Source organism: Buchnera aphidicola (Nurudea shiraii), assembly GCA_039829955.1.
GTDB classification, from domain to species: domain Bacteria; phylum Pseudomonadota; class Gammaproteobacteria; order Enterobacterales; family Enterobacteriaceae; genus Buchnera_B; species Buchnera_B aphidicola_AY.
Window position 1 is genome coordinate 525715 of record CP140035.1, and the last position, 26029, is coordinate 551743.

25 protein-coding genes and 1 tRNA gene are annotated in these 26029 nt (G+C 25.4%); 8 read left to right on the forward strand and 18 right to left on the reverse strand.

The genetic code is table 11. The features are described from left to right. Positions 1–13: 13 nt before the first annotated feature. The 8 genes from tuf to fkpA form a co-directional block, all read right to left on the reverse strand. Positions 14–1198, reverse strand: coding sequence for an elongation factor Tu (gene tuf / locus U0T63_02415; GenBank protein ID XBC39178.1), 1185 nt, complete (start codon positions 1196–1198; stop codon positions 14–16). A 44-nt stretch (positions 1199–1242) separates the two neighbouring features. Beyond that, positions 1243–3354 (reverse strand): elongation factor G, encoded by a 2112-nt coding sequence (gene fusA, locus U0T63_02420; protein ID XBC39179.1) that lies wholly within the window; start codon positions 3352–3354, stop codon positions 1243–1245. A gap of 94 nt (positions 3355–3448) precedes the next feature. Then, on the reverse strand, positions 3449–3919 hold the full coding sequence (rpsG, locus tag U0T63_02425) for a 30S ribosomal protein S7 (protein ID XBC39180.1): 471 nt from the start codon (positions 3917–3919) through the stop codon (positions 3449–3451). Positions 3920–4018: 99 nt separating this feature from the next. Then, on the reverse strand, positions 4019–4387 hold the full coding sequence (gene rpsL, locus U0T63_02430) for a 30S ribosomal protein S12 (protein ID XBC39181.1): 369 nt from the start codon (positions 4385–4387) through the stop codon (positions 4019–4021). Positions 4388–4510: 123 nt separating this feature from the next. Further along, complete coding sequence (gene tusB, locus U0T63_02435; GenBank protein ID XBC39182.1) at positions 4511–4798, reverse strand: sulfurtransferase complex subunit TusB; 288 nt, start codon at positions 4796–4798, stop codon at positions 4511–4513. 11 nt (positions 4799–4809) lie between these two features. Then, positions 4810–5169 carry a sulfurtransferase complex subunit TusC gene (gene tusC, locus U0T63_02440; protein XBC39183.1) on the reverse strand — a complete coding sequence of 120 codons (360 nt, stop codon included), beginning with the start codon at positions 5167–5169 and terminating at the stop codon, positions 4810–4812. A gap of 10 nt (positions 5170–5179) precedes the next feature. Then, positions 5180–5569, reverse strand: coding sequence for a sulfurtransferase complex subunit TusD (gene tusD, locus U0T63_02445; GenBank protein ID XBC39184.1), 390 nt, complete (start codon positions 5567–5569; stop codon positions 5180–5182). Positions 5570–5620: 51 nt separating this feature from the next. Further along, the gene (gene fkpA, locus U0T63_02450) at positions 5621–6385 is read right to left on the reverse strand and encodes an FKBP-type peptidyl-prolyl cis-trans isomerase (protein ID XBC39185.1); all 765 of its coding nucleotides are present in this window, start codon (positions 6383–6385) and stop codon (positions 5621–5623) included. 720 nt (positions 6386–7105) lie between these two features. Between fkpA and tsgA the strand changes: the two genes are divergently transcribed. Beyond that, positions 7106–8224 (forward strand): MFS transporter TsgA, encoded by a 1119-nt coding sequence (gene tsgA / locus U0T63_02455; protein ID XBC39506.1) that lies wholly within the window; start codon positions 7106–7108, stop codon positions 8222–8224. A gap of 4 nt (positions 8225–8228) precedes the next feature. On the opposite strand, the gene trpS is transcribed toward tsgA, so the two are convergent. The 4 genes from trpS to aroK all read right to left on the reverse strand — a co-directional run bounded on the left by trpS (position 8229) and on the right by aroK (position 11906). Then, complete coding sequence (gene trpS / locus U0T63_02460) at positions 8229–9233, reverse strand: tryptophan--tRNA ligase (GenBank protein XBC39186.1); 1005 nt, start codon at positions 9231–9233, stop codon at positions 8229–8231. A gap of 77 nt (positions 9234–9310) precedes the next feature. Continuing rightward, entirely contained in the window at positions 9311–9973 is a 663-nt protein-coding gene (rpe, locus tag U0T63_02465) for a ribulose-phosphate 3-epimerase (GenBank protein ID XBC39187.1), read from the reverse strand. 280 nt (positions 9974–10253) lie between these two features. After that, on the reverse strand, positions 10254–11336 hold the full coding sequence (gene aroB / locus U0T63_02470) for a 3-dehydroquinate synthase (GenBank protein XBC39188.1): 1083 nt from the start codon (positions 11334–11336) through the stop codon (positions 10254–10256). 39 nt (positions 11337–11375) lie between these two features. After that, complete coding sequence (aroK, locus tag U0T63_02475) at positions 11376–11906, reverse strand: shikimate kinase AroK (GenBank protein XBC39189.1); 531 nt, start codon at positions 11904–11906, stop codon at positions 11376–11378. A 482-nt stretch (positions 11907–12388) separates the two neighbouring features. On the opposite strand from aroK, the gene U0T63_02480 reads away from it, so the two are divergent. After that, a tRNA-Ser gene (locus U0T63_02480) sits at positions 12389–12473 on the forward strand. A gap of 98 nt (positions 12474–12571) precedes the next feature. On the opposite strand, the gene deoD is transcribed toward U0T63_02480, so the two are convergent. Then, positions 12572–13285, reverse strand: a complete 714-nt coding sequence (deoD, locus tag U0T63_02485; GenBank protein ID XBC39190.1) for a purine-nucleoside phosphorylase — start codon at positions 13283–13285, stop codon at positions 12572–12574. Positions 13286–13333: 48 nt separating this feature from the next. Next, a complete protein-coding gene (locus tag U0T63_02490) occupies positions 13334–14569 on the reverse strand; it encodes a phosphopentomutase (GenBank protein ID XBC39191.1) in 1236 nt (411 codons plus the stop codon). A 909-nt stretch (positions 14570–15478) separates the two neighbouring features. On the opposite strand from U0T63_02490, the gene ansA reads away from it, so the two are divergent. After that, the gene (gene ansA / locus U0T63_02495; GenBank protein XBC39192.1) at positions 15479–16519 is read left to right on the forward strand and encodes an asparaginase; all 1041 of its coding nucleotides are present in this window, start codon (positions 15479–15481) and stop codon (positions 16517–16519) included. Between the two features lie 18 nt (positions 16520–16537). Here the strand turns inward: ansA and U0T63_02500 are convergent, their stop codons facing one another. Continuing rightward, the gene (locus U0T63_02500) at positions 16538–17113 is read right to left on the reverse strand and encodes an NfuA family Fe-S biogenesis protein (protein ID XBC39193.1); all 576 of its coding nucleotides are present in this window, start codon (positions 17111–17113) and stop codon (positions 16538–16540) included. A gap of 259 nt (positions 17114–17372) precedes the next feature. Here U0T63_02500 and bioH point away from each other — a divergent pair, with 259 nt between their 5' ends. After that, positions 17373–18155, forward strand: coding sequence for a pimeloyl-ACP methyl ester esterase BioH (gene bioH / locus U0T63_02505; protein XBC39194.1), 783 nt, complete (start codon positions 17373–17375; stop codon positions 18153–18155). 32 nt (positions 18156–18187) lie between these two features. Here bioH and ssb read toward each other — a convergent pair whose 3' ends face one another. Then, positions 18188–18691 (reverse strand): single-stranded DNA-binding protein, encoded by a 504-nt coding sequence (gene ssb, locus U0T63_02510; GenBank protein ID XBC39195.1) that lies wholly within the window; start codon positions 18689–18691, stop codon positions 18188–18190. Between the two features lie 1042 nt (positions 18692–19733). Here ssb and dnaB point away from each other — a divergent pair. From dnaB to ruvX, 4 genes are all read left to right on the forward strand, one after another. Next, positions 19734–21119 carry a replicative DNA helicase gene (dnaB, locus tag U0T63_02515; protein XBC39196.1) on the forward strand — a complete coding sequence of 462 codons (1386 nt, stop codon included), beginning with the start codon at positions 19734–19736 and terminating at the stop codon, positions 21117–21119. 165 nt (positions 21120–21284) lie between these two features. After that, a complete protein-coding gene (gshB, locus tag U0T63_02520) occupies positions 21285–22244 on the forward strand; it encodes a glutathione synthase (protein ID XBC39197.1) in 960 nt (319 codons plus the stop codon). A gap of 69 nt (positions 22245–22313) precedes the next feature. Further along, positions 22314–22877, forward strand: a complete 564-nt coding sequence (locus U0T63_02525) for a YqgE/AlgH family protein (GenBank protein ID XBC39507.1) — start codon at positions 22314–22316, stop codon at positions 22875–22877. Between the two features lie 2 nt (positions 22878–22879). Further along, positions 22880–23296, forward strand: coding sequence for a Holliday junction resolvase RuvX (ruvX, locus tag U0T63_02530; protein XBC39198.1), 417 nt, complete (start codon positions 22880–22882; stop codon positions 23294–23296). Between the two features lie 157 nt (positions 23297–23453). Here ruvX and leuA read toward each other — a convergent pair whose 3' ends face one another. Both leuA and leuD read right to left on the reverse strand, forming a co-directional pair. Next, positions 23454–25001, reverse strand: coding sequence for a 2-isopropylmalate synthase (gene leuA / locus U0T63_02535; GenBank protein ID XBC39199.1), 1548 nt, complete (start codon positions 24999–25001; stop codon positions 23454–23456). Between the two features lie 397 nt (positions 25002–25398). Next, the gene (leuD, locus tag U0T63_02540) at positions 25399–26010 is read right to left on the reverse strand and encodes a 3-isopropylmalate dehydratase small subunit (GenBank protein XBC39200.1); all 612 of its coding nucleotides are present in this window, start codon (positions 26008–26010) and stop codon (positions 25399–25401) included. Between the last annotated feature and the right edge of the window lie 19 nt (positions 26011–26029).

Consider the following 26029-nt stretch of genomic DNA (forward strand, 5'->3'; position numbering starts at 1 on the left):
CATATATTGCAGTTTAATTAATTACTTTTATAACAATTCCAGCACCTACCGTTTTACCTCCTTCCCGGATTGCAAAACGAAGTCCATCAGACATAGCAATAGGATGGATCAATGTAATAACCATTTTAATATTATCTCCTGGCATAACCATTTCTACTCCTTCTGGGAGCTCAATATATCCAGTAACGTCCGTGGTACGAAAATAAAATTGAGGTCTATATCCTTTAAAAAAAGGCGTATGACGACCTCCTTCTTCTTTAGACAAAACATATACTTCAGATTCAAATTTCATATGAGGAGTAATAGTTCCAGGTTTTGCTAATACTTGACCTCTTTCAATGTCATCTCGTTTAGTTCCACGTAATAACACTCCTACATTTTCTCCAGCTCGTCCTTCATCTAATAACTTACGAAACATTTCTACACCAGTACATATAGTTTTAGAAGTAGGTTTAATACCTACTATTTCTACTTCTTCCCCTACTTTTATTATTCCTCTTTCTACTCGTCCAGTAACTACTGTACCTCTACCTGATATAGAAAATACATCTTCTATAGGAAGCAAGAAAGGTTGATCAATAGAACGCTTAGGTTCAGGAATGTAAGAATCTAATATGTTAGCTAAATCAATAATTTTTTCTTCCCATATTAAATCTCCTTCTAATGCCTTTAAAGCCGATCCTCTTATAATAGGAGTATTTTCCCCAGGAAAATCATATTGAGTTAACAAATCACGAACTTCCATCTCTACTAGTTCAAGTAATTCTTCATCATCCACCATATCACATTTATTTAAAAAAACTACAATATATGGAACTCCTACTTGCCTTCCTAACAAAATATGCTCACGCGTTTGAGGCATAGGTCCATCTGTAGCTGCTACTACTAAAATCGCACCATCCATTTGAGCTGCTCCAGTAATCATGTTCTTTATATAATCAGCATGGCCAGGGCAATCTACATGTGCATAATGTCTCATAGAAGTGTCATATTCAACATGAGACGTATTAATTGTAATGCCTCGTGCTTTTTCTTCTGGAGCATTATCTATTTGATCAAAAGCTCGAGCTGATCCTCCATATTTTTTTGCTAAAACAGTAGTCACAGCTGCTGTTAAAGTAGTTTTTCCATGATCTACATGACCAATAGTACCAACATTTATATGAGGTTTTAAACGATTAAATTTTTCTTTAGACACAACTTCTTTCCTTTTCTAAATATCAAAATAACAAAAATTTCATATTACTTATGTTCTCTTTTTTCAATGATAGATGCCGCTATACTATTAGGAGCTTCTAAATATTTTAAAAATTCCATCGTATAAGATGCTCTCCCTTGTGTTTGAGAACGCAAATCAGTAGCATAACCAAACATTTCAGATAAAGGCACTCGAGCAGAAATTATCTTTCCCATTGAAATATCATCCATCCCTTCAATAATACCTCTTCTTCTATTCAAATCTCCTATTACATCGCCCATATATTCTTCAGGAGTTTCTATTTCAACTTTCATAATTGGCTCAAGTAAAATAGGATGAGCATTTTTAAAAGCAGCTTTAAATGCTAATGAAGCAGCTAACTTAAATGCAATTTCTGAAGAATCAACGTCATGATAAGATCCAAAGTGTAAGCGCACTCCAATACTCACTACTGGATACCCAGCTAATGGACCACTATTTAATTGCTCTTGTATTCCTTTATCAATAGCCGAAATATATTCTCCAGGAATCACACCACCTTTAATATCATTTAAAAATTTATAATTTCCTTCATTTAATTTTAAAGGAAACACATCGATAACAACATGTCCATACTGACCTCTACCACCTGATTGTTTTATATATTTTCCTTCCACATTATTGATACTATTTTTAATAGTTTCACGATAAGCGACTTGAGGTTTTCCCACGTTAGCATCTACATTAAATTCTCTCTTCATCCTTTCAACAATTATTTCTAAATGTAATTCACCCATTCCAGAAATAATTGTTTGATTTGACTCTTTGTCAGTCCAAACTCGAAAAGAAGGATCTTCTTTAGCTAATCTGTTTAAAGATATACCCATTTTTTCTTGATCTGCTTTAGTTTTTGGCTCAACAGCTATAGAAATAACAGGATCTGGAAAATCCATTTTTTCTAAAACAATTAAACTATTAGGATCACACAAAGTATCTCCTGTTGTCACACTTTTTAAACCAATAGCAGCTGCTATATCACCTGATCTTACTTCCCTTATTTCTTCTCGTTTATTAGCATGCATTTGAACGATACGTCCAAACCGTTCTTTTTGACATTTCACAGAATTAAAAACCGTATCTCCAGAACGAACCACTCCGGAATATACTCTAAAAAATGTTAAATTCCCAACAAAAGGATCCGTAGCAATTTTAAAAGCCAAAGCAGAAAAAGGTTCCTTATCATTCGAATAACGAACAGATAAATTGTTTTTAACATCATGAGATGTTCCTCTAACAGAAGAAATGTCATTAGGAGATGGTAAAAATTCAATTATAGCGTCTAATAAAGCTTGTACTCCTTTATTTTTAAAAGCTGATCCACATGTTACGGGAATAATTTCATTTTTTAAAGCACGCTTTCGAAGAGACGCCTTAATTTCTTCTTCAGATATCGCTTGACCTGTCAAATATTTTTCCATTAAAAAATCATCATTTTCTACCGCAGCTTCAATAAGACGTAGATACCACGTTTCAAACAGCTCTTTTAAATGAACTGGAATTTCTTGATAAGTAAATGTAATTCCTTGATCCAAATCGTTCCAATAAATTGCTTTCATTTTTATTAAATCAATAATACCAACAAAACGATCTTCTGATCCAATAGGTAATTGAATAGGAATAGGATTAGCACCAAGCTTGACTTTCATCTGCTTAATTACATTAAAAAAATTTGCACCCATACGATCCATTTTATTTATAAAAGCAATTCTTGGAACATTATATTTATTTGCTTGCCTCCACACAGTCTCTGATTGAGGTTGTACTCCTCCTACTGAACAATATATCATCACAACGCCGTCTAAAATTCGCATAGATCTTTCTACTTCTATAGTAAAATCTACGTGTCCAGGAGTATCAATAATATTAATTCTATGTGAAAAAAATTGTTTAGCCATTCCAGACCAAAAAGCAGTAGTAGCTGCTGAAGTTATAGTAATCCCCCTTTCCTGTTCTTGTTCCATCCAATCCATAGTAGCTGCACCATCATGAACCTCACCAATTTTATGATTAACACCTGTATAAAACAAAATACGTTCAGTAGTGGTTGTTTTTCCAGCATCTATATGTGCACTGATTCCTATATTACGATATTGTGTTATTGGTGTAATACGTCCCATTATATTCCTCTAATTTTAAATTTTATATAATGAATTCTTATATACAAATTAAAATTAATTATAAATTGATTAAAAATAATAATCTTTAACAAGATTACCAACGATAATGTGCAAAAGCTTTATTAGCTTCTGCCATTCGATGCACTTCTTCACGTTTTTTTACAGCAAATCCTTTATTGTCCACTGCATCTAACAATTCATGTGCTAACCTTAAAGACATCGATTTTTCTGTACGTTTTCTAGCAGCACTTACTATCCATCTCATAGCTAAAGCATGTCTTCGAATTGCGCGTACTTCAACTGGAACTTGATAAGTAGAACCACCGACACGACGAGACTTTACTTCTACAGTAGGACGAACATTATCTAATGCTAAATCTAAAGATTCTAGTTCTTTTTTTTTAGTATGCTTAGACAATATTTGTAAAGCGTTATACACTATTTTTTCAGCAATAGATTTTTTTCCATGCACCATTATTATATTAATAAATTTTGAAACTATATCAGATAAAAATTTTGGATCCGATATTATTTTTCGATGTCCAATACCGTGACGTCTCGGCATAACATTACTCCAATTAACATTAATGTAAATCTATATACATATTATTTTAAAAAATTTTAAATTTAAAAATTATTCTGAAAATAAAATTTATCTTTATAATTACTTTTTCTTAACACCATATTTAGAACGACTTTTTTTTCTATCTTTAACACCCGAACAATCCTGAGTTCCTCTAACAACATGATAACGCACTCCTGGCAAATCCTTAACCCTACCTCCTCTAATCAAAATTACTGAATGTTCTTGTAAATTATGACCTTCTCCTCCAATATACGAAGTCACTTCAAACCCATTAGTCAAGCGTACTCTACATACTTTTCGTAACGCAGAATTAGGTTTTTTAGGAGTTGTCGTATATACCTTTATGCATACACCCCTTTTTTGAGGACACTTGTCTAAAGCAGGTACATTACTTTTAACTAACTTTCGAATTCGAGGCCTACGAACTAGTTGATTAATTGTAGCCATATAAAGTTTTCCCAATTATTTTATAACAAACATATAAAAATAAATATATAAAATATTCTTTGTAATAACACAATACTAATAAATTACAATACAATAAAAACAAAAATATTAAAAATAAATATCTTACCAAGACATCTGTTTATTATGCTTAATAGTTAATAAGACAAATTCAGAATAATTGATAACATAAACTTTATTAGAAATTTTTTTTTGAATACCACGAGCATTAATATCATTTTTTAAAACATATATTTTTACTGGAATAGATAAAAACTTATTTAAAATAACATTCCCATTTATTGCAATTATTACACCATCTTGCAATACAACTATGTCATCATCTGATTTTAAAAAATTTACTAATAATATCATATTAACTTCAAAAGGAGAACGCGTTAAAATATGTAGCATATTTTATCCCTTTAAAAATTAATGATTAAATCATATTTCTCTAATTTTTCTCGTATATGCTCTCGATTTATCACTAAAACTTTTAAAAAAAAATCACTCTTAGAAAAAAGTCCCCTTTCAATTAATGAGTTCTTACAATAATATAATTTGTTAATTCCAAAATAAGGCAACATCCCAAAAGAAGATGCATAATTATGAGATAAAATACATTCTGGTTTTTGATTTTTCATTAATTGAAAAACTCCATCTCCGATAAAAAAAAGAGCAATATTATTATTAAATGTAGAAATCGACAAAACAGAATCCAATCCTTCACGACTAAAACTACTTCCGTGAGGTACACGAGAAAAAATGAATGCTATATGTTTCATATCAACTTGTCTAAAATTTTATAATACGATCACTTTTTTCGATATATTTTACTAATTCACTAAATCCTGTTAGGTTAAAAGATAACCATAAATCATTGTTCTTTTTTAAATAACCATTATGTATATTATTATCGAAACATAGTCCTCTTCTAGAAGCAGCACTAACACAAACATTCAGTTGAACAGAATGCTTATGATGCAAATTTATCCATTGTTCAATTAAATTGTACTCATCAGAACAATAAGAAATGTCTATATTAGCATTTAAAACTCCATCAAAATGAAAAAAAATACTTAGCAATTTATTTTTACTATTTAAAACAGCTTTAGAAAAAAGAAATGCAGTACTAGCATTTTGCGTTCCATACGGCGGTCCAGTAACTAATAATGTAAAATTCATATTTTGCTTCAATAAATTTTATAAAGTTTAACGTATTTAAATATTAAAATTTCATGAGATAGATTTTATATCAATTAATTCTATTTCAAATATCAAAGTAGAATTCCCTGGTATGCCAGGTACTCCCATTTCTCCGTATGCTAACGTAGGTGGAATAACTAATTTTATTCGTCCTCCTTTTTTTATATATTGTAATCCTTCTTGCCATCCTAATATGACGCTATTTAAAGGAAACGATAAAGGTTTACCACGTTTATAAGAATTGTCAAATTCAGTTCCATTCACTAATGATCCAACGTAATTTACAGTAACAATATCATTTTTACCAGGATGTATCCCTTCACCCTCTTTTTCTATAAAAAATACTAACCCTGTTTTAGACTGTTTTACATCTTTTTTAGATAACATATCTTTTATATATTTCTCTCCCTGAATAGCGTTCACTTTTGTCTTTTTCGCTTCTATGGTTTTTTTTAAATTGAACAATTTTTTTTTTAATTCTGTTAATATTTTAGAAACGTCATCATTAGAAAACTTAGATTTAAAAAACATCACATCTCGCATTCCAGATAATAAAATATCTTTATTTAAAAGCACTCCTAACTCTTTTTTATCTAAAAAAAAGTTATTTACATAATTTCCCAATGATATTCCTAAAGCATATGAAAATTTTTCATTTTCATTTTTGAAGCTTTTCTCAATAGATACATCTGATGAAGATGCAATAGTTGCCGGATCTATACTTTTTGAAAAAACAGTAGAAAATAAAAAAAAAACAACTGTTAATATTATTCCTTTCAATAGAAAAAAAGACATCGTAGCTCCAAAATTAAAATATTTTTAAGATATAATTAACTATAATTAATTACATCAAATTAAATTTTGTTTAGAGTAAACTCTAAAAAAAATATTTATATAATTCAACAAAACAACAAAAATGTAAAATTTTAATAAAAATAATATATAATACGCAAATAAACTATACACATATTCTAAATAATTTTAAATAATTCTTTTAAAATACTTAAAATCAAATATACAATACAAAACAAAATACACAAAATAATTTATTTTTTAGAATTATAAAAAATTTATCATTTAATTATTAAAATATATTTTTACTAAAACAATTATGAACTATAATTGAAACATTTTATTAACATGTTAAAAATACATAAAATTTGAATTTTTATTTTAAAATCTTGAATTTTTAAAAACATAAAAATATATATTATTACTTATAAAACTATCTAAAAAAATTAAAGCAAAATGTAAAATAACGTTCAACTTAAAATATTTAACTTTTCTCAATATCTTAAATTTATGCAACTAAATTTTACATTTTAAAAAAATAAATCTCATCCACCTTTACTTCTATATTAAATATCTTCAAACATACTTATGGAAGTTTAACATTAATATTATAATTTTGCGCTATTAAGCAATATCAATCTTGATATACTATTTTCGAAGTTATAACTTTATTATAAAGGAACTCTCAAAAATGAAAAAAAAAACCTTTTAGGACTTACTTGTATTAGTTTTTGTTCTTATTCTTTAACAGGAGCGCTTATCATCGTAACTGGGGTTATTTTGGGAAACGTATCTGAATATTTCAACATATCTATTTCTAAAATGAGCAATACTTTTACTTTATTAAACGCTGGTATTTTAATTTCTATCTTTTTAAATTCCTGGATCATTAATATTCTATCGTTAAAAAAACAACTAATACTAGGATTTATATTTATAATAATAGCTATATATATATTAATATTTCACCATACTCTTGCACTATTCTCATTAAGCATATTTATTCTAGGAATAGTTAGTGGCATAACAATGTCTATAGGAACTTTTTTAATCGCGTATCTATATGAAGGCAATAAAAGAGCTTCTATATTGCTACTAACTGACTCATGCTTTAGCTTATCAGGCATTATATTTCCTATAATTGCTACATATTTAATCTTTCATCACATTTCATGGTATTGGATATATCCCTTAATAGGAACAATTTATTTAATTATATTTTTATTAACTCTAAATGTAAAATTTCCTATATTACATTCTAAAAAAACGAAAAATAAAAAAGTAAAAACATGGAATATTTCTATTTTTTACTTATCAATATCAGCGTTACTATATATATTAGGACAATTAAGTTTTATTTCGTGGTTACCAGAATATGTTATAAAATCAATAAATTTAGATATTATTAAAGCTGGACAATTAGTTAGCAATTTTTGGACGTCGTACATGATAGGAATGTGGTCTTTTAGCATTATATTAAAGTACTGTAATCTTAAAAATATTTTTATCTACCTAACAGGAATATCTACTATACTAATGTACATATTTAATAATGTGCATAATTATATTTTATTACAATTAATAATTATCTTATTAGGATTTTTTTCTAGCACTATTTATACTATTATAATTACATTAGCTTCTCAAGAAACAAAAAAACCTTCCCCAAAAATTATAAATTTTATTCTAACTAGTGGAACTGTAGGAACCCTTTTAACGTTTATAGTTACTGGACCTATAGTAAATAACTTTGGATTTATCTCAGCACTAATCACATCTAATATATTATACGGATTAGTATTTATACTATCCACATTACTAAAAGTAAAACAAAAACAATAAAATATTAAATTAACCCTATTGCGAGTTTCACTGTTTTTAACAATCTATTGGCTTGAACACATGCTTTAGATGCACCATGACATACTATTTCTTTTAAATAATCTTCTTGCTTTCTATAATAAAAATATGAAGATTGCAACTTTTCTATTATATCAGATATAACTTCAATTATATCTGATTTAAATGCATGATACGATTTTCCAGAAAATTCTATTTCTAAATCAGAAATTTTTTTATTTGTTAAACTAGAAAAAATATTTAGTAAATTTGATATCCCTTTCTTATTGACCATGTCATAATGAATACTAGCGGGATTATCTGAGTCAGTAACAGCTAATTTTATCTTTTTAGAAATACTATCAATACTTTCTAATAAAAAAATTACATTATTTTTATTGAAATCAGATTTAGACATTTTTCTGTCTAAATCTAACAATGCTAAAATATTTGAGCTGTTTTCTATTATATATGGCATAGGAATAGTGAATATATTGCTACCATAATATGCATTAAATCTACGAGCTATTTTTCGAACTAACTCCAGATGTTGCATCTGATCATATCCAATAGGAACTATATCAGTTTCATATAATAAAATATCAGAAGCCATTAAAATAGGATAATTTAATAAACCAGAATTAATATTTTTGGAATTTTGAAAAGACTTATGTTTAAATTGAGTCATCCGTGATAATTCTCCACAATAAGTGTAACATGTTAATAACCAATATAGCTGAGTATGTTGATGAACGTGTGATTGCAAGAAGATAATACTTTTACATGGATCCAAGCCACATGCTAAATATAAAGCAATAGTATCTAAAATATTTTTTTGCAACTGAACAGATAAACAACGTGTAGTAATAGAGTGTAAATCAGCAATACAATATAAACATGTATAATAATTTTGCATTTTTTTCCAAGGACGCATAACACCGATATAATTTCCAAGAGTTAATTGTCCTGAAGGTTGTATAGCACTAAATAACGTTTTTTTGGAATTATTCACTATTATATTCCATACAAAATATAGAAATCTTTTAAAATATTAAAATTAAAAATTGAACTTATACAGTACGAATTGTTTTAATTTAATTCAAAACGAATATTCTTAATAGTTTCTTTATAATTTTTTGATCCAAAAATAGCAGATCCAATTACAAAGATATTTACTCCATAAGATGCTACTTTTTTAATATTATTTAAATTTATTCCTCCATCAATTTCCAATAATATCTTTCTATTACTGTTATCTATTAATTGTCGAACTTGTAAGAGTTTTTTAAATGTAATAGGTATAAACTCTTGTCCTGAAAATCCAGGATTGACAGACATTAATAAAATAATATCTAACTTTTCAATAATATAGTCTAAAACATGTAATGTAGTTGTAGGATTAATACCAATACCTACTTTGCAACCAAAACTCTTAATCAAATTTAAAGATCTATCTAAATGTTTCGTTGATTCAGGATGAATAGTAATAAAGTCCGCTCCTGCTTCAGCAAATTTAACTATTAAGTCATCCACAGGATCAACCATAAGATGAACATCAATAATAGATGTAATTCCATAACTCCTAATGGATTTTAATACCATTGGTCCAAATGTCAAATTAGGAACATAATGATTGTCCATTACATCAAAATGAATAATGTCTCCTCCTGCTTTCAAAATATTTTGTATATCTTCTCCTAAATTTGCAAAATTTGCAGATAAAATTGAAGGAGCTAGTAAAATAGTTTTCATTAATTTTCCTAAAACTTAGTCATACTTAATAATATAATTAACATTGAAATAATTTAAAAAATTTTTTTAAAAAATTTTTAAATACAAAACATGACTTTAATCCCTTTAAAATACATATTACCTGGCACTAAATATTATAATATGTACATAATAACGATTATTAATTCACTTTCTTATTTATATATATCTCGTTTAGAAAAATTTAAAAACATCTCTAAAACATTTAAGTAAAGTAACATATAAAATAATTCTTCAAAACTAATTACATTAGTAATAATACTTAACTACAATTATCAATAACTGACATCAATATATCCTTTTTTACATTATTAAAAACTACAGCTTTTCCTATAGAAGTAGGTAATACCAACCTCACAATATCTGAAGAAACTTTTTTATCTCTTAAAAAACAAGCATAATAAGAACTAAAAACCATATTTTTGGGTCCTTTTGTAGGTAATCCTATTTTTTTAATTAAATTGATAATCCTATTTTTTTCATAGATATTTAAAACTCCTAGTAAAACTGATGTTTCTACTGCCATAATGATTCCAACTGCTATTGCTTCTCCATGTAACCAAACTCCATATCCCAAATAAGTTTCAATTGCATGTCCATACGTATGGCCTAAATTTAATAAAGCTCTAGAACCATATTCTCGCTCATCTTCTTCAATTATTACTTTTTTAAGTTCGCAACATCTTTTAACACAATATAGTACTGTTTTTGAGTCTAATTTTAATATAGAATTAATATTTTTCTCTAACCAATCAAAAAACGTCTTATCAAAAGCAATAGCATATTTTATTACCTCTGCCATTCCAGATATTAATTGAGATCTCGGTAAAGTAGATAAAAAATCAAGATTAACAATAACTGAAATAGGCTGCCAAAATGAACCAATCATATTCTTTCCAAGAGAATGATTAACAGATGTTTTTCCACCTATAGAAGCATCCACTTGTGATAATAACGTGGTAGGTATTTGTACAAATTTAATACCACGTTGATAAATTGAAGCTGCAAATCCAGTTATATCACCAATTACTCCACCTCCAAGAGCTATTAAAATAGTATCTCTACCATAAGTTTTTTGTAACAACTTTGATATGATATATTCTAAAAAACTTATATTTTTAGTTTCTTCACCATCAGGTAAAACTATATAGTTCTTTTTAATTTTAAATTTATCTAAATAACGAAAAACAGTTTCTTTCCATATTCTATCTACTAAAGTATTAGTAACTAACATAACTTTATCTTTAGATTCAAACGGAAATAAACTATCATTTGTCTTAAATATAGAAGATCCAATGTTAATATAATAAGTGCAACTATTTAAAGATACCTTTAATCTTTTCAATATGGATATACCTTAAAATTTTATAAATAACAGAATTTTTTAACTTAACCGTTTATCTAACAAGTTAATAATACAAAAAACTACTGCTTTAGCACTTTTCTCATCCATTTGTATAGTGATATCTGCTATTTTTTTATACAAATGATTTCTTTTATTAGCTAGAGACTCTAAAATAACTCTCACAGGTACATCTTGAGTTTGTAATAAAGGTCTTTTTTTGTCCTTTTTAGTTCTAGCTATCTGTTTTTCTATTGTTGCTTCTAAATACACCACAATTCCACGAGACGACAATTTATTTCTAATTTCTTTTGACTCAATAGAACCTCCTCCTGTAGCTAACACAATTCCATGTTTATTCGCTAGTTCATTAATAATTTTCTTTTCACGTTCTCTAAATCCTGATTCACCCTCTATATCAAATACCCAACTAATATCTGCTCCAGTACGCTTTTCAATTTCTTGATCAGAATCATAAAATTCCATACTTAATTGTTGTGCTAATTGGCGACCAACAGTACTCTTTCCAGCTCCCATAGGACCAATTAAAAATATATTACGTTTTTCTGCCATTTTTTTATATTATTACAATAACATGTTAGTAATAACCATACTCAGTTTACTTAACTGGATGGAGATGAAATTTATAATCCTTATTATAACAAACTAAATCATTAAGAAAAGTGTGCAAAATATAAGGTCAAAATTTAAAAAATATATAACATATAATTATAAAGAAATAACTTTCTATTTTTAGTATACTCTAAAATAAATATAAAAATTTAGAATTATATATTTCTCAAAAACATTAACTATAATATAAAATAAAATGTTATATGTTTCAAAAACTTTTATGTCAAGTTAATGAAAAATCAACCTTATAATCTTTATATAAGTAACATATAACAACTTATATTTAATCTATATTAAATTATCTATTTTAAGCCATAATTATTTTAAAAAAAAATTAATTTAACTGTTTTCAATTTTCAACATTTACTATAAACTATTTAAAAATTAAGCACATTACTAAAATTTTAAAATATTCTTAAAACGGTGAGATGTCTGAGAGGCTTAAAGAGCATGCCTGGAAAGCGTGTATACGAAAACGTATCAAGGGTTCGAATCCCTTTCTCACCATAATAATAAATAAACAATTTTATACGAATCAGAAAATTAAATAAATTGCACATATCATTCTTATACCTTAATTTTTGTTTAAATATAATTTTTAACTTTTAACTCTCCAATAAAATCGAATCTAAAGCGATTTTAACCATATTATCTAAACTTGATTCTCGATCTTTGACACTAATCTTAATATTTTTTAAAATATGATCAGATACTGTACAAATAGAAGCTGATTTTATTCCAAATTCTGAAGATATACTATATAATCCTGCAGTTTCCATCTCTATCCCAAGAATATTAAATTTCTGTATAATTGATAAAATATCACTATTATCATGATAAAATAAATCTGTCGTAAAAAAACTTCCTATATTAATCTTAATTCCTAATTGCTTAGAAGAAACTAGTAAATTATGCACTAAATCAAAATCTGCTACAGCAGAAAAATCGTTATCTTGAAATCGAGCTCTATTAACTTTAGAATCAGTAGAAGCTCCTAACCCAACAATAAGATCATTAACATTGATATCTTTACAAATAGTACCACAAGTACCAATACGAATAATTTTTTTAACATGATATTGAGTAATTAATTCTCGAACATAAACAATACACGAAGGTATCCCAATACCATGACTCATAATAGAAACGCGTCTTCCTTTATAACTTCCAGTGAAACCTAACATAGAACGAATATTAGTGACTTCTACAGCGTTATCTAAATAATTTTTAGCTATATATTTAGCTCGAATAGGATCTCCAGGCATAAGCACGAAATCAGAAAAATCCCCTTTTTTTGCATTTATATGAGACGTTGACATATATTTTCCTATTTTTATAATATATTTTATATTAAAAACATAATAAACTTATGATTTTAAAAACATAGTGCTTCCAAATTTCATTGAAGACAAATTAAAATATTTTGCTAATGTTTGAGCTATATCTGAAAAAGTATTTCGATGTCCTAAAAACTTTGATTCAATGGTCGGCCAATATATTAATATTGGAATATTTTCTCTTGTATGATCAGTTCCTATCCAAGTTGGATCACATCCATGATCAGCAGTAATAATCAAAACATCATCTTCTTTTACTAACTCTAATAATTTTGGCAAACGAGAATCTAACCACTCTAATCCACAAGCATATCCAGACACATCACGCCTATGACCCCATAAAGAATCAAAATCTACAAAATTAACAAAAACAATAGTATTATCTTTCGATTTTTTTATTTCATATAAAGTGGAATTAAATAACTCAGACAAACCTGTTGAGTTAACTTGCTTAGTAATTCCATGTCCTGCATAAATATCTGAAATTTTTCCTATAGAAATTACTTTTCCAGATTTCTCTTTAATTAACTTATCCATAACAGTTACATCATGAGGTTCTACCGAAAAATCCCGTCTATTTCCAGTTCTTTTAAAACTAAATTTATCATAACCAATAAAAGGTCGAGCAATCACTCTACAAATATTTATTTTTTCTAAATTTAATATTTTTCTAATATTTTTACATATTCTATATAATTCTTTTAAGCTAAAAACATTTTCATGACAAGCAACTTGAAATACTGAATCAATAGAAGTATAAAAAATAGGTTTTTTCGTTTTTATATGTTCTTCTCCGAAATGTTCCAATATAGTAGTTCCAGAAGAATGACAATTTCCTAAAAATCCAGATAAATTACACTTCTTAACAATTTTCTCAAGTATATTCTTAGGAAAGCTATCATTTTTATCTTTAAAATAATCCCAATTAAATAACACTGGCACCCCAGCTATTTCCCAATGACCTGAAGATGTATCTTTTCCTGATGACATTTCACTTGCATAAGCATAACTTCCTATAATAGCACTACCTTCATTGCTTATTCCTAATAATGACTTTCCTAACGACTTATTAGCAGCATTCACTAATCCAAGAGAAATTAAATTAGGTATATTCAAAGGCCCTTTTCGACCTGTGTTAGCTTTTCCTAAATAACAAAATTTCGCTATGTTTCCAAATGTGTTAGCACCTACATCATTAAATATATGCGCATCACTGGTCGAACCAATTCCAAGAGAATCTAAAACTAAAATAAATGCGCGTTTCATATAATCTCCATGTTAAAATTTTAAAAAATCTAAATAATTATCTAAGATTTTCAAATAAGATATATTTCTAATCAAAAATAATATTTATAAAAATTACATTTAAATAACAAATTATTTAATGAAATTTAAATTAATATTTCAAATAATTATCTGAAAAATTACCATAAAATTTAAATTACACTCGTTATTTCTAAAATTGATCATTTTAACATTTTCTTTTTACTTAATCTATCTGTCTAAAAATATTAATTTTTAAAATATAATATATATAATGAGTGTTTTTTATTAATTATTAATATTAAAACGTTATATTTTACCTTATCGTTTCTTAAATTAAATATTTTCGTTATTTTATTTTTTATAAAAAATAAAATACTTCTTGCTCACATAATTAAATTGTTTATATCTTATAAATTATCTATAAATTAAAACCATAAACATCAAATAAAACCGTAAAATATAAAATTTTTAAAATTCTTAAAAAAAACCATTGTTTTAATAGACCTAAGCAATAATAAATACATATAACATATTAAATTTTACTTCCATTTTTAAAACAATTTCATAAATATTTTTTAAAAATTATCCCTTAACATACTTTTAAATTAACATAATTTAAATTACTATGCTCTTGTAAAATTAAGTTGTTTTAAAATATTGTTTATTACTTCCTTCAAAATTACTTATGTTAAATTATTTACATATTAGAAATAAAAATTATTCCTTTTCAAAAAAATTACATATTTGTAAAACCACAAAACTTTTTAAAAATATACAATTTGAAATATATTATATATACATTGCATATTAACCACTTTTATATAAATATTAAAAAATTATATAAATCAAATAAAAGTCAACTTTTTAAAACTTATTTTGTAATTAACAATACTTTTAAAGAGCTATAATATGCGAAAAAAATCTATATATATATCTTATACTGGGGGAACTATTGGCATGAAAAAGTCACTTTATGGTTATGTTCCTATCGCAGGATATTTACAAGAACAAATAATTAGTATTCCAGATTTTCAAAGACCTGAAATACCATTTTTTACTATCAATGAATATAAACCTTTAATTGATTCTTCTAATATGACACCTATTGAATGGAAAATAATAGCAGAAGATATCTACAATAATTATGAAAAATACGATGGTTTTATCGTTTTACATGGAACAGATACCATGGCATACACTGCTTCTGCATTATCATTTATATTAGAAAATTTGAAAAAACCAGTCATTGTAACTGGTTCGCAAATTCCGTTATCTGAATTTCGATCTGATGGACAACAAAACTTATTAAATTCATTATTCTTAGCTGCACATTATCCAATTCCTGAAGTAACTTTATTATTTAACAATAAATTATATCGTGGAAATAGAACAACAAAATCTCATGCAAATGGATTAAATGCCTTTTCGTCTCCTAATTTTAGCACATTATTAGAAATAGAAATGTCAATAAAACACACTTATACACCAGAAATACTACATAATAACAAAAAATTTAAAATTAATTCTATGATACAACAACCTATTGGAATAATTACTATTCATCCCGGAATTACAGAAGAAACCATATATACTTTTCTTAAACAACCTGTAAAATCTATAATTTTATGTTCTTATGGAATTGGAAATGCACCACAAAATAAAAATTTTTTACATGCTTTACATTTTGCTTATAAAAACAATGTAATAGTAGTAAATTTAAGTCAATGTATTTCAGGAACTGTAAACATGCATGGATATGCAACAGGAAATTCTCTTGTTAATGTAGGAGTAATTAGTGGATATGATCTAACAATAGAAGCGGCATTAACAAAATTATATTTTTTATTAAGCCAAAATTTAAACAATGAAAATATAAGAAAAAAAATGCAAAAAAATCTAAAAGGAGAGTTAACTCCAACTTTAAATAATCACTTAAACATTTCATATTAATTAATAAATTTACTGATATCAATAATATGAATGATTTCCTTTATTATGATTTGTGATGTCACATACTCCTTTTAACTCAGGAAATTGAATCAACAATTGGTGTTCTATTCCTTTTTTTAAAGTAAATCCTACCATAGAGCATCCATTGCAACCTCCAAAAAATTTAAGAGTAACATACCCTGATTGAGTAATACCTATTAAACATACTTTTCCACCATGAGAGGATAATTGAGGATTAATTTTAGAATTTAAAAAAACTTCTACTTTATTCTTTAAATTAATATCATTGTTAAAAATACACTTTTTAGCATAAGGAGCTATTAAAGTTAACTGAGATTTATGATCTTCTATAAGAAGATCAATCTTTGCATCTTTCAAATATAATATACTTAATTTGTCAATATACAACTTAAAATTTCCATATTCAAATTTCTTATCTTTACTCGTTATTTCTTCTGGATAACAGAAAGACACTCCACATCTTGCTGTTGGAGTTCCAGGATAACTTACAAATACCCTAATGTGAGTATTCTTTTTTTGTTTCAAAAGCAAATTAAAAAAATGATCTCTTGCTAATTTAGATATACTAATCATAATATAATCTCAAATAATTTAATTCTAAATGTATTCTATAAAATACATGTTCTTTCTAAAAATATTTAGCTATAAAACTTAATAAGTTAAATTCAATCCTATTAAATAAAAAATATTATTTATCTATTATAAATAGTAATAAAATATTAATACAAAGCAAAATTATTATCATCTTTAATTTTTACACTAAAAACACCATAAATTTACATATTTTAGATTTTCATAAAAATGAATTTTTTAAAAAATAAGTATAATATTTATGAATAAATTTCATTGGACTGTATTAGGAAACGGAAAATTCAACTTAATTTTAATACACGGTTTAGGATTTAATTCTAATATTTGGCATTTATTATTACCTAAATTATATACTAACTTTAAAATATATTTAGTAGATTTGCCTGGATATGGAAAAAATACACACTTAAAATTTACAAATTTAAATAATATAGCTAAATTTTTAGCAAAATATATACCTAGTAGTTCTATACTTCTAGGGTGGTCTATGGGGGGATTAATTACACATAAAATTGCAATTTTTTGTCCAAAAAAAATAAAAGGAATTATTAACGTATCTTCTTCCCCTTGTTTTATTAAACATGATAATTGGCCAGGAATTTCTAAAAATATATTAAATGAATTATATACTAAATTAATTTTAAACTACAAAAAAACTATTAAAGATTTTATCAATATACAATTTTTGCATTTAAAAAATTTAGATTTAAAAATACAAATTTTAAAAAAATTAGTGTTATCCTATCCAAAACCTACGTTATCGACATTAAAAAAAGGATTAAAACTACTTTGCTCATCAGACCTTCGAAAAGAAATTTCTAAAATAAAGATTCCATACTTGAAAATATATGGTGCCTGGGATGTACTAGTTCCGAAAGAAATATTTTATATTTTAGATAAAGAAAATTCAAACACTAAATCTATAATTATGAAAAATTCTTCTCATGCCCCCTTTATCTCCGAACAACACAAATTTTGTTTTATAATACATCAATTTTCTAATTATATAAACACTTATCTATAAAATTTTTGAAAGCTTATTTATTTCAAAATAAGTTAAAAAGGAATATCTTCATCATCAAAATCTAAATTATTTACATTAATATTTTCATCTTTTTTAGAATCATAACTTTCCTTATCATCTTTCAATAAATTTTTTTCTGGATCTCTCAAACTACTCTTAGAACGACCTAAAGAAGATGGATGATTAGAATTTCGACCCAACATTTGCATAGTTCCTCCGATACTAACAATTATTTCCGTAACATAACGATCTATTCCATTTTGATCTTTCCATTTTCTAGTTTGTAACGATCCCTCAATATATACTTGAGATCCTTTTTTCAGATATTCTCCAGCAATTTCAGCTAATCTATTAAAAAAAACAATCCTATGCCATTCCGTCTTTTCTTTCATTTCTCCAGTATTTTTATCCTTCCATGTTTCTGATGTAGCTAATGTAATATTAGTAACTGCTCCTCCATTTTGCATATATCGAACTTCTGGATTTTGTCCAAGATACCCAATAAGAATAACTTTGTTTACTCCTTTACTTGCCATTACGTATTTTCTCCAATATATTTTCTAATTGCTACTAAATTATAACCTTTATATTAAATAAATTTTGTTACTTTTAAATTTTAAGTGATAATTTTAAATATAAATTATGATATAAAATAATCACATATTAATATTATAATACTTATTATTAAAAATAATAACTGTTTACAAATTAAAAATAAAATTCCTTGAAATGTATACAATTTAATTACAAAAACAAATTATATCATATTTTAAAAGTAATTTACGTCTATTTATAATATTGAAAGTTAGTAACTTTCAAAGTTTAAAATAAATATATTTCAAAAAAAATTAAATTATAAAATGTCTCTAAAAATATTTTTTATATTAAAATACTTTTATAAAATACATAGACTACTTTCAACACGTTTGAAGTATAAAAAACTAAATTAAATATAATATTAACTATAAACATCTTACAAAAACTACGATGTAAAATTTTATTTTTTAAATTTTAAAATACAATATAAGTACAAAAACGTTTCTCAAAATACTTTACTTGTTAAATATGAATAAAATAATTGATCTATATTTAAAATGTCAAGAAACTAAAATTTAAATAAATTCTTTATACAAAATGTAAAATAACTACACGTTTATTATATTTATAATCTATATTATAAATCGTTTTGAAAAAATTTAAAATTCATTCATTCTAAATTTAATAACATTTCAAAATACTATTGTAATAATATTTTATATCATATGGTAAAATTATTCTTAAATATCTTTAAAAACATAAAATGCTTTATATTTAATAAATATATAAAAATTTTTCATATAGAAATCTTAAAACTATTAATTAATAATTAATAAAAACAAAATATTTTATTATTATAAAAAAATAAAATTCATGTATTTTAAATTACTTAAGAATTATGTTAATTAAACTTATTAGTACCATCAAAAATTTTGTAAAGCATAAACATATGATTAACTTGAAAACTCTACTATTACGTAACTTCTTATTTTAAAAATATAACTTTAAACTATTACAATTGAATTTCGGTGCTATATTAAAATGTCAGAAAAAAAAATATTTCCTAATAAAATCAACAAACATTTTAAACTACCTCATTCTCTAGAAGCCGAACAATCCGTATTAGGTGGTTTAATGTTAGATAACGAGCAATGGGATTGTATAGCAGAAAAAATTACAGAACATGATTTTTTTAGCTTCCCGCACAAATTAATATTTAAAGAAATGCAATATTTACTAAATCGTGGATACCCTATTGATCTAATTACACTATCAGAATCTCTAGAACAAAAAGGAGAATTAGAAAATGTAGGAAGATTTTCTTATTTAGCAGAACTATCCAAAAATATTCCTAGTACTGCTAATATTTCTACTTATGCAGAAATTATTCATGAGCATTCCATTATTCGTGAAATAATTCAAGTTGCACAAAGAATAATTAATATTGGATATAACTTAAAAGGACAAACTAGTGAAGAACTATTAAACATAGCTGAATCAAAAATATTCAACATCACAGAAAATAGATTAAATAAAAATACTGGCCCCAAAAACGTTGAACAAATATTAGATGTAACCTTAAAAAATATTGAAGAACTATTTCATAATTCTAATCATGGAATTACCGGAATTAATACAGGATATCAAGATTTAAATAAAAAAACATCAGGATTGCAACCTTCTAACTTAATTATAATTGCTGCTCGTCCTTCAATGGGAAAAACAACATTTGCTATGAATATTTGCGAAAATATCGCTATGGCATATGAAAAACCAGTTTTAATTTTTAGCCTAGAAATGTCTGGAGAACAAATAATGATGAGAGTTTTATCATCCTTATCTCGTGTAAATCAAGAAAAAATACGAACAGGACAATTAAACGATGAAGATTGGTCTCGAATTTCCAGTACTATAAATATTTTATTAAAGAAAAAAAATATGTATATTGATGACTCATCAACTCTTACACCTACTGAAATGCGATCTAGATCACGTAGAATTTATAGAGAAAATAACGGATTAAGCTTAATTATGGTAGATTATCTACAACTTATAAAAGTTCCATCACTCGTAGGCAACAGAACACTAGAAATAGCTGAAGTATCTAGAACTTTAAAAGCACTAGCAAAAGAACTACATGTACCTATAATAGCATTATCACAATTAAATCGCTTATTAGAACAAAGAGGAGATAAAAGACCTATTAATTCTGATTTGCGAGAATCTGGATCACTTGAACAAGATGCAGATTTAATTATGTTTATATATAGAGATGAACTATATCACGAAAATACAGATTTAAAAGGTATAGCTGAAATTATTATAGGAAAACAAAGAAATGGACCAATTGGAACAATTAAATTAACTTTTAATGGACATTGGTCACGATTCGATAATTATTCGAATTCTAAATACCATGAAAAATAAAATATAAAATTCAGTTGACAAAAATTTTCTATATTATTAATATTTAAAGTTATTAGTTATCATTTAATTAAAAACTAAAAACATTTATTTTTATAAAAATTAATATTTAACTATTCATATTGTTTAAAAAGATTTTAATTAATATAAATAAAAAATTTTCTATATATGAAAATAAAATTAGGAATAATAATGGATCCTATTTCTTCCATTAATATTAATAAAGATTCTAGTTTTGCTATATTATTAGAAGCTCAAAAAAGAAAATATTCGATTTACTATATGGAACTTTTAGACTTATATTTAAAAAATGACCAACCTTTTTCTAAGGTTAAACTTTTATTTTTAAAGAACAATATGAAAAAATGGTTTTTTTTTAAAAAATCTAAAGATATTTCTTTGTCAAATTTAGATGTTATCTTAATGCGAAAAGATCCTCCCATTAACGAAAATTACATCTATACCACGTATATTCTTGAACAAGCTGAAAAACAAGGTGTACTCATTATTAACAAACCTAAATGCTTAAGAGATTTCAATGAAAAATTGTTTTCTATACAATTTTCAAAATTTATTCCTCAAACCTTAGTTACTAGCGACATTTCTAAAATTGATAGTTTTATTCATAAACACAAAGAAATTATAATAAAACCATTAAATGGAATGGGAGGTTTATCTATTTTCAAAATCAAACATAATGACCCTAATAAAATGGTAATAATTGAAACAATGACTAGTCATGGAACTAAATTATGTGTTTCACAAGTTTATATACCAGAAATTCAATATGGAGATAAAAGAATACTAATTATTAATGGAAAAGTGTTTCCTTGGTGCCTAGCTAGAATTCCTAAGATTAATGAAAATAGAGGTAATTTAGCTGCAGGAGGATTTGGAAAAGTTCAAAAACTTAATTCATATGACTGGAAAATAGCAAATTATATATCTAAAGCTATAAAAAATCAAGGATTATATTTAATAGGTTTAGATATAATCGGAAAGAAGTTGATAGAAATTAATGTCACTAGCCCAACATGTATACAAGAAATTGAAGCTCAATGTAACATATCTATACGAAAAATTATTTTAGACTCAATAGAAGAACTTTTAATTAAAAATAATAATTAACTCGTTCACATATAACATTCTTTTAAAAATCTTACCGAAATTATAAAATAACAGGAATTAAAAGTGAAAATTAGTTTTCAAAATCATTTCTTGATAGCTATGCCTAATCTAAGAAATCCATTTTTTAAAAAATCTGTAATATATATATTTAAACATGATAATAACGGAGCAATGGGTATTATTATTAACAAACCTATTGAAAATTTAACAATTGAAAAAATACTAAATGAACTTAAAATTAATATTTCATCTAATAATACTTTAAGTCATCTAAACAAACCCGTTATAATTGGAGGACCAATATCCGAAGATCGCGGTTTTATTCTACACTCTTTTAAAAAAAAATTTATTTCTAGTATACTTATATCAAAAAATATTTTTATAACATCATCTCGAGATATATTAGAATATATAGCTAATAATCAAGATTCTAAAAATATGATCATGACATTAGGACATTGTATTTGGAATAAAAATCAATTAGAAAATGAAATACTGAATAATATCTGGTTAACTACATCAGCAAATAACTCGATTTTGTTTAATACTCCTTTATCAGAAAAATGGGTTAAGTCAGCCCAAAATATAGGAATAGATATAAATATATTATCTACAAATTTTGGACATGCATAATAATGATCGTTATAGCGTTTGATTTTGGAATTAAAAACATTGGAGTAGCAGTGGGACAAAATATAACATACACTGCGCAAAGATTGTCTTCTATAAAAATAAAAAATAACAAAATCAATTTTAAAAAAATTAAACAGTTATTTTTAGAATGGCAACCAAATTCTATAATTGTCGGACTACCATTAAATATGGATGGCACTAAGCAAAATATTACACAACAAGTAGAAAAATTTTCAAAAAAAATATCTTTACATTTTAAAATACCTATTTATTTTCACGATGAAAGATTAACTACAATAGAAGCAAAATCAATATTGTTTAAAACAAACGGATCAAAATCTTTAAAAAAAGAAATAATTGATTCTACTTCTGCTGTACTTATTTTAGAAAGTTGGTTAAAAGAAAATATAAGCCCTTAAAATTACTAAAACTCATGAAATAAAAAATATTATACTTATTCACTTTAAATTTATTAACTACAATTACAGTTATCAACAATATATGAACGCAAAAATTGCACAAATTTTTACATCCATATCTAAAAAATCAGAAATATTTTTAAAAAATTTAAACTAATTAAGATCTTTTAAACTTTTTATCAACTTTTTTTATTTTCCAAACAACATTTAAAATATTTATCATCGCTCTGATAAAAGATTCTATAATATCCTTAGAAAAACAACCTACTCCATATAAATTACGACTTCCGTATTGTGCCTGAATTTCAACATGTCCAAAAAAATCAAATTTTTTATTTTTTATTATTGAAGAAAAACTTTTTATTTCAACATTATAAGATGATAACTTGTTCAACGCTTTGCATATAGAGTGTATTAGTCCATTTTTAGTTTTAACGACTTCAGTTTTCAATTCTAACCCGCACATCAATTGCAACGTTAAACAACATGCACCATTTAAGCTTAATGCTATATTAAAATATTTTAACTTAAAATATTCAAATAATTTTTCTTCCGGATCAACAAAAGCTAATATTTCTAAATCATAGTCAAATACCTGACCTTTATTGTCTGCAAATTGTAAAAAAGAACTATATAAATTTTCTAAATTATAATCACTGTTTTCTTTATAACCCATATTAGACATATAATGTTTAATAGCTGATCTACCAGATCTAGAGGTTAAATTAAACATCATGGGACTTAGACCAATAACTTCAGGAACTATTATTTCATAATTCTTTCTATTTTTTAGTACTCCGTCTTGATGAACTCCAGAAGAATGTAAAAAAGCATTACTACCTACTATAGCTTTATTAGGAGAAATCGGAACATCACAAATTTTACTAATAATTTTACTAGTATTAAAAATTTCTTTATATTTAATATTAGTATACACTTTGAAAATATCTTGTCTGATTTTAACTGCCATCATGACTTCTTCTAAAGCAGCATTTCCAGCTCGTTCTCCTATTCCATTAATTGTCCCCTCTATTTGTCTAGCTCCTGCTTGTATAGCAGAAATGGAGTTAGCTACTGCCATCCCCAAATCATTATGACAATGAACAGAAATAACAGCCTTATCAATGTTTGGGACTTTATTATATAAAGAAGTAATAATGTTTTTAAATTGACTTGGAACGGCATAACCTACCGTATCTGGAATATTAATCGTAGTAGCCCCAGACTTAATAGCTATTTCTACAATACGACACAAATTATCTAAATTTGTTCTTCCAGCATCTTCACATGAAAACTCAACATCATCTGTATACTTACGAGCTCGTTTGATAGAACATGTAGCCATTTCTATAATTTCACTAAATGTTTTTCTTAATTTAGACTTCATATGCAAATTAGAAGTACCTAAAAATATATGAATTCGAAATGATACAGCATGTTTCATAGATTCAGCAGCTATATCTATATCCTTATAAATACATCGAGCTAAACTACAAACTTTAGAATTTTTAACATGTTTAGATATAATATCTACAGCTAAAAAATCACCAGGCGAAGAAACGGGAAATCCAACCTCTATAACATCAATACCTAGTTTTTCTAAAGCTAAAGCTATTTTTAACTTTTTTTTTGCACTTAAACTTGATTTTAAAGATTGTTCACCATCACGTAGCGTTGTATCAAAAATAATTAATTGTTGAGTCATCTATTTTCCTAAAGATTCAATATACTATAAAATTTATTAAAATTGATAAAAACAAAGTACCTTTTATCTAAACTATAGTTTTAAAAAAATAAAACAGTCTATCAATAACAAATATTGAAAATAACAAACCTATTTATACTAAAACATAACGCAATAAGCATTAACTTTAACTAATCTTAAAAATGTGCAAAATTAATTTAAATTTATTCATGAAATGTAATATATTAAAAATATAAAATCATATTTCTTGTTAAGAAAATAAACTATCTTATTATTTAAACAATACAAAATAACTTTAAAATAACTTTTGAAAATTAAAAAATTTATTTAATACATACACTTGAAAAAATTTACTAACATATTTCAATATCCTTAAAATTAAAATATCTATATAAAATTATTTAAAAATAACAAAAAACTTAGGTATTTTACTTTCGTAATCTCTTATTTCTTTATTATATTTTAAAGTTAAATCTATGTCATCTAATCCATTTAACATACAATGTTTATGAAAACTATTAATTTTAAATACATAACTCTCACTATCAATTAAAACTTTATTATTAACTAAATCTATAGTTATTAAAGTATTAAAGTTTTTAGAAGTTATTAAAAATAAATCATTTATAATATTTTCAGAAAGTTCAATAGGTAATAAATTATTTTTAATACTATTACTATAAAAAATATCAGAAAAACTAGACGCTAAAATCACCTTAAATCCATAGTCTACTAAAGCCCAGACAGCATGTTCTCTTGATGAACCACACCCAAAGTTATTTCTTGATAATAAAATAGTCGCATTTTTATAATATGGTTTATTTAAAATAAAATTAGAATTTAATACTAAGCCATTGTCATCTAAATATCTCCAGTTATAAAATACATGTTTTCCAAATCCTGACTTATTAACTTTTTGCAAAAATTGCTTTGGAATAATTGAATCAGTATCCACATTAGACATATTTAAAGGTACTACAATCCCTGTATGACGAACAAATTTAGACATTTTACAACCTTCTTATATT

What these genes read in the sequence shown, in the direction of transcription:
- fusA (XBC39179.1), bottom strand. Translation starts at nt 3,354, where the DNA reads ATGGGACGTATTACACCAATAACACAATATCGTAATATAGGAATCAGT.
- rpsG (XBC39180.1), bottom strand. Translation starts at nt 3,919, where the DNA reads ATGCCGAGACGTCACGGTATTGGACATCGAAAAATAATATCGGATCCA.
- rpsL (XBC39181.1), bottom strand. Translation starts at nt 4,387, where the DNA reads ATGGCTACAATTAATCAACTAGTTCGTAGGCCTCGAATTCGAAAGTTA.
- tusB (XBC39182.1), bottom strand. Translation starts at nt 4,798, where the DNA reads ATGCTACATATTTTAACGCGTTCTCCTTTTGAAGTTAATATGATATTA.
- tusC (XBC39183.1), bottom strand. Translation starts at nt 5,169, where the DNA reads ATGAAACATATAGCATTCATTTTTTCTCGTGTACCTCACGGAAGTAGT.
- tusD (XBC39184.1), bottom strand. Translation starts at nt 5,569, where the DNA reads ATGAATTTTACATTATTAGTTACTGGACCGCCGTATGGAACGCAAAAT.
- fkpA (XBC39185.1), bottom strand. Translation starts at nt 6,385, where the DNA reads ATGTCTTTTTTTCTATTGAAAGGAATAATATTAACAGTTGTTTTTTTT.
- rpe (XBC39187.1), bottom strand. Translation starts at nt 9,973, where the DNA reads ATGAAAACTATTTTACTAGCTCCTTCAATTTTATCTGCAAATTTTGCA.
- aroK (XBC39189.1), bottom strand. Translation starts at nt 11,906, where the DNA reads ATGGCAGAAAAACGTAATATATTTTTAATTGGTCCTATGGGAGCTGGA.
- deoD (XBC39190.1), bottom strand. Translation starts at nt 13,285, where the DNA reads ATGTCAACGTCTCATATAAATGCAAAAAAAGGGGATTTTTCTGATTTC.
- U0T63_02490 (XBC39191.1), bottom strand. Translation starts at nt 14,569, where the DNA reads ATGAAACGCGCATTTATTTTAGTTTTAGATTCTCTTGGAATTGGTTCG.
- ansA (XBC39192.1), top strand. Translation starts at nt 15,479, where the DNA reads ATGCGAAAAAAATCTATATATATATCTTATACTGGGGGAACTATTGGC.
- U0T63_02500 (XBC39193.1), bottom strand. Translation starts at nt 17,113, where the DNA reads ATGATTAGTATATCTAAATTAGCAAGAGATCATTTTTTTAATTTGCTT.
- bioH (XBC39194.1), top strand. Translation starts at nt 17,373, where the DNA reads ATGAATAAATTTCATTGGACTGTATTAGGAAACGGAAAATTCAACTTA.
- ssb (XBC39195.1), bottom strand. Translation starts at nt 18,691, where the DNA reads ATGGCAAGTAAAGGAGTAAACAAAGTTATTCTTATTGGGTATCTTGGA.
- dnaB (XBC39196.1), top strand. Translation starts at nt 19,734, where the DNA reads ATGTCAGAAAAAAAAATATTTCCTAATAAAATCAACAAACATTTTAAA.
- gshB (XBC39197.1), top strand. Translation starts at nt 21,285, where the DNA reads ATGAAAATAAAATTAGGAATAATAATGGATCCTATTTCTTCCATTAAT.
- ruvX (XBC39198.1), top strand. Translation starts at nt 22,880, where the DNA reads ATGATCGTTATAGCGTTTGATTTTGGAATTAAAAACATTGGAGTAGCA.
- leuA (XBC39199.1), bottom strand. Translation starts at nt 25,001, where the DNA reads ATGACTCAACAATTAATTATTTTTGATACAACGCTACGTGATGGTGAA.
- leuD (XBC39200.1), bottom strand. Translation starts at nt 26,010, where the DNA reads ATGTCTAAATTTGTTCGTCATACAGGGATTGTAGTACCTTTAAATATG.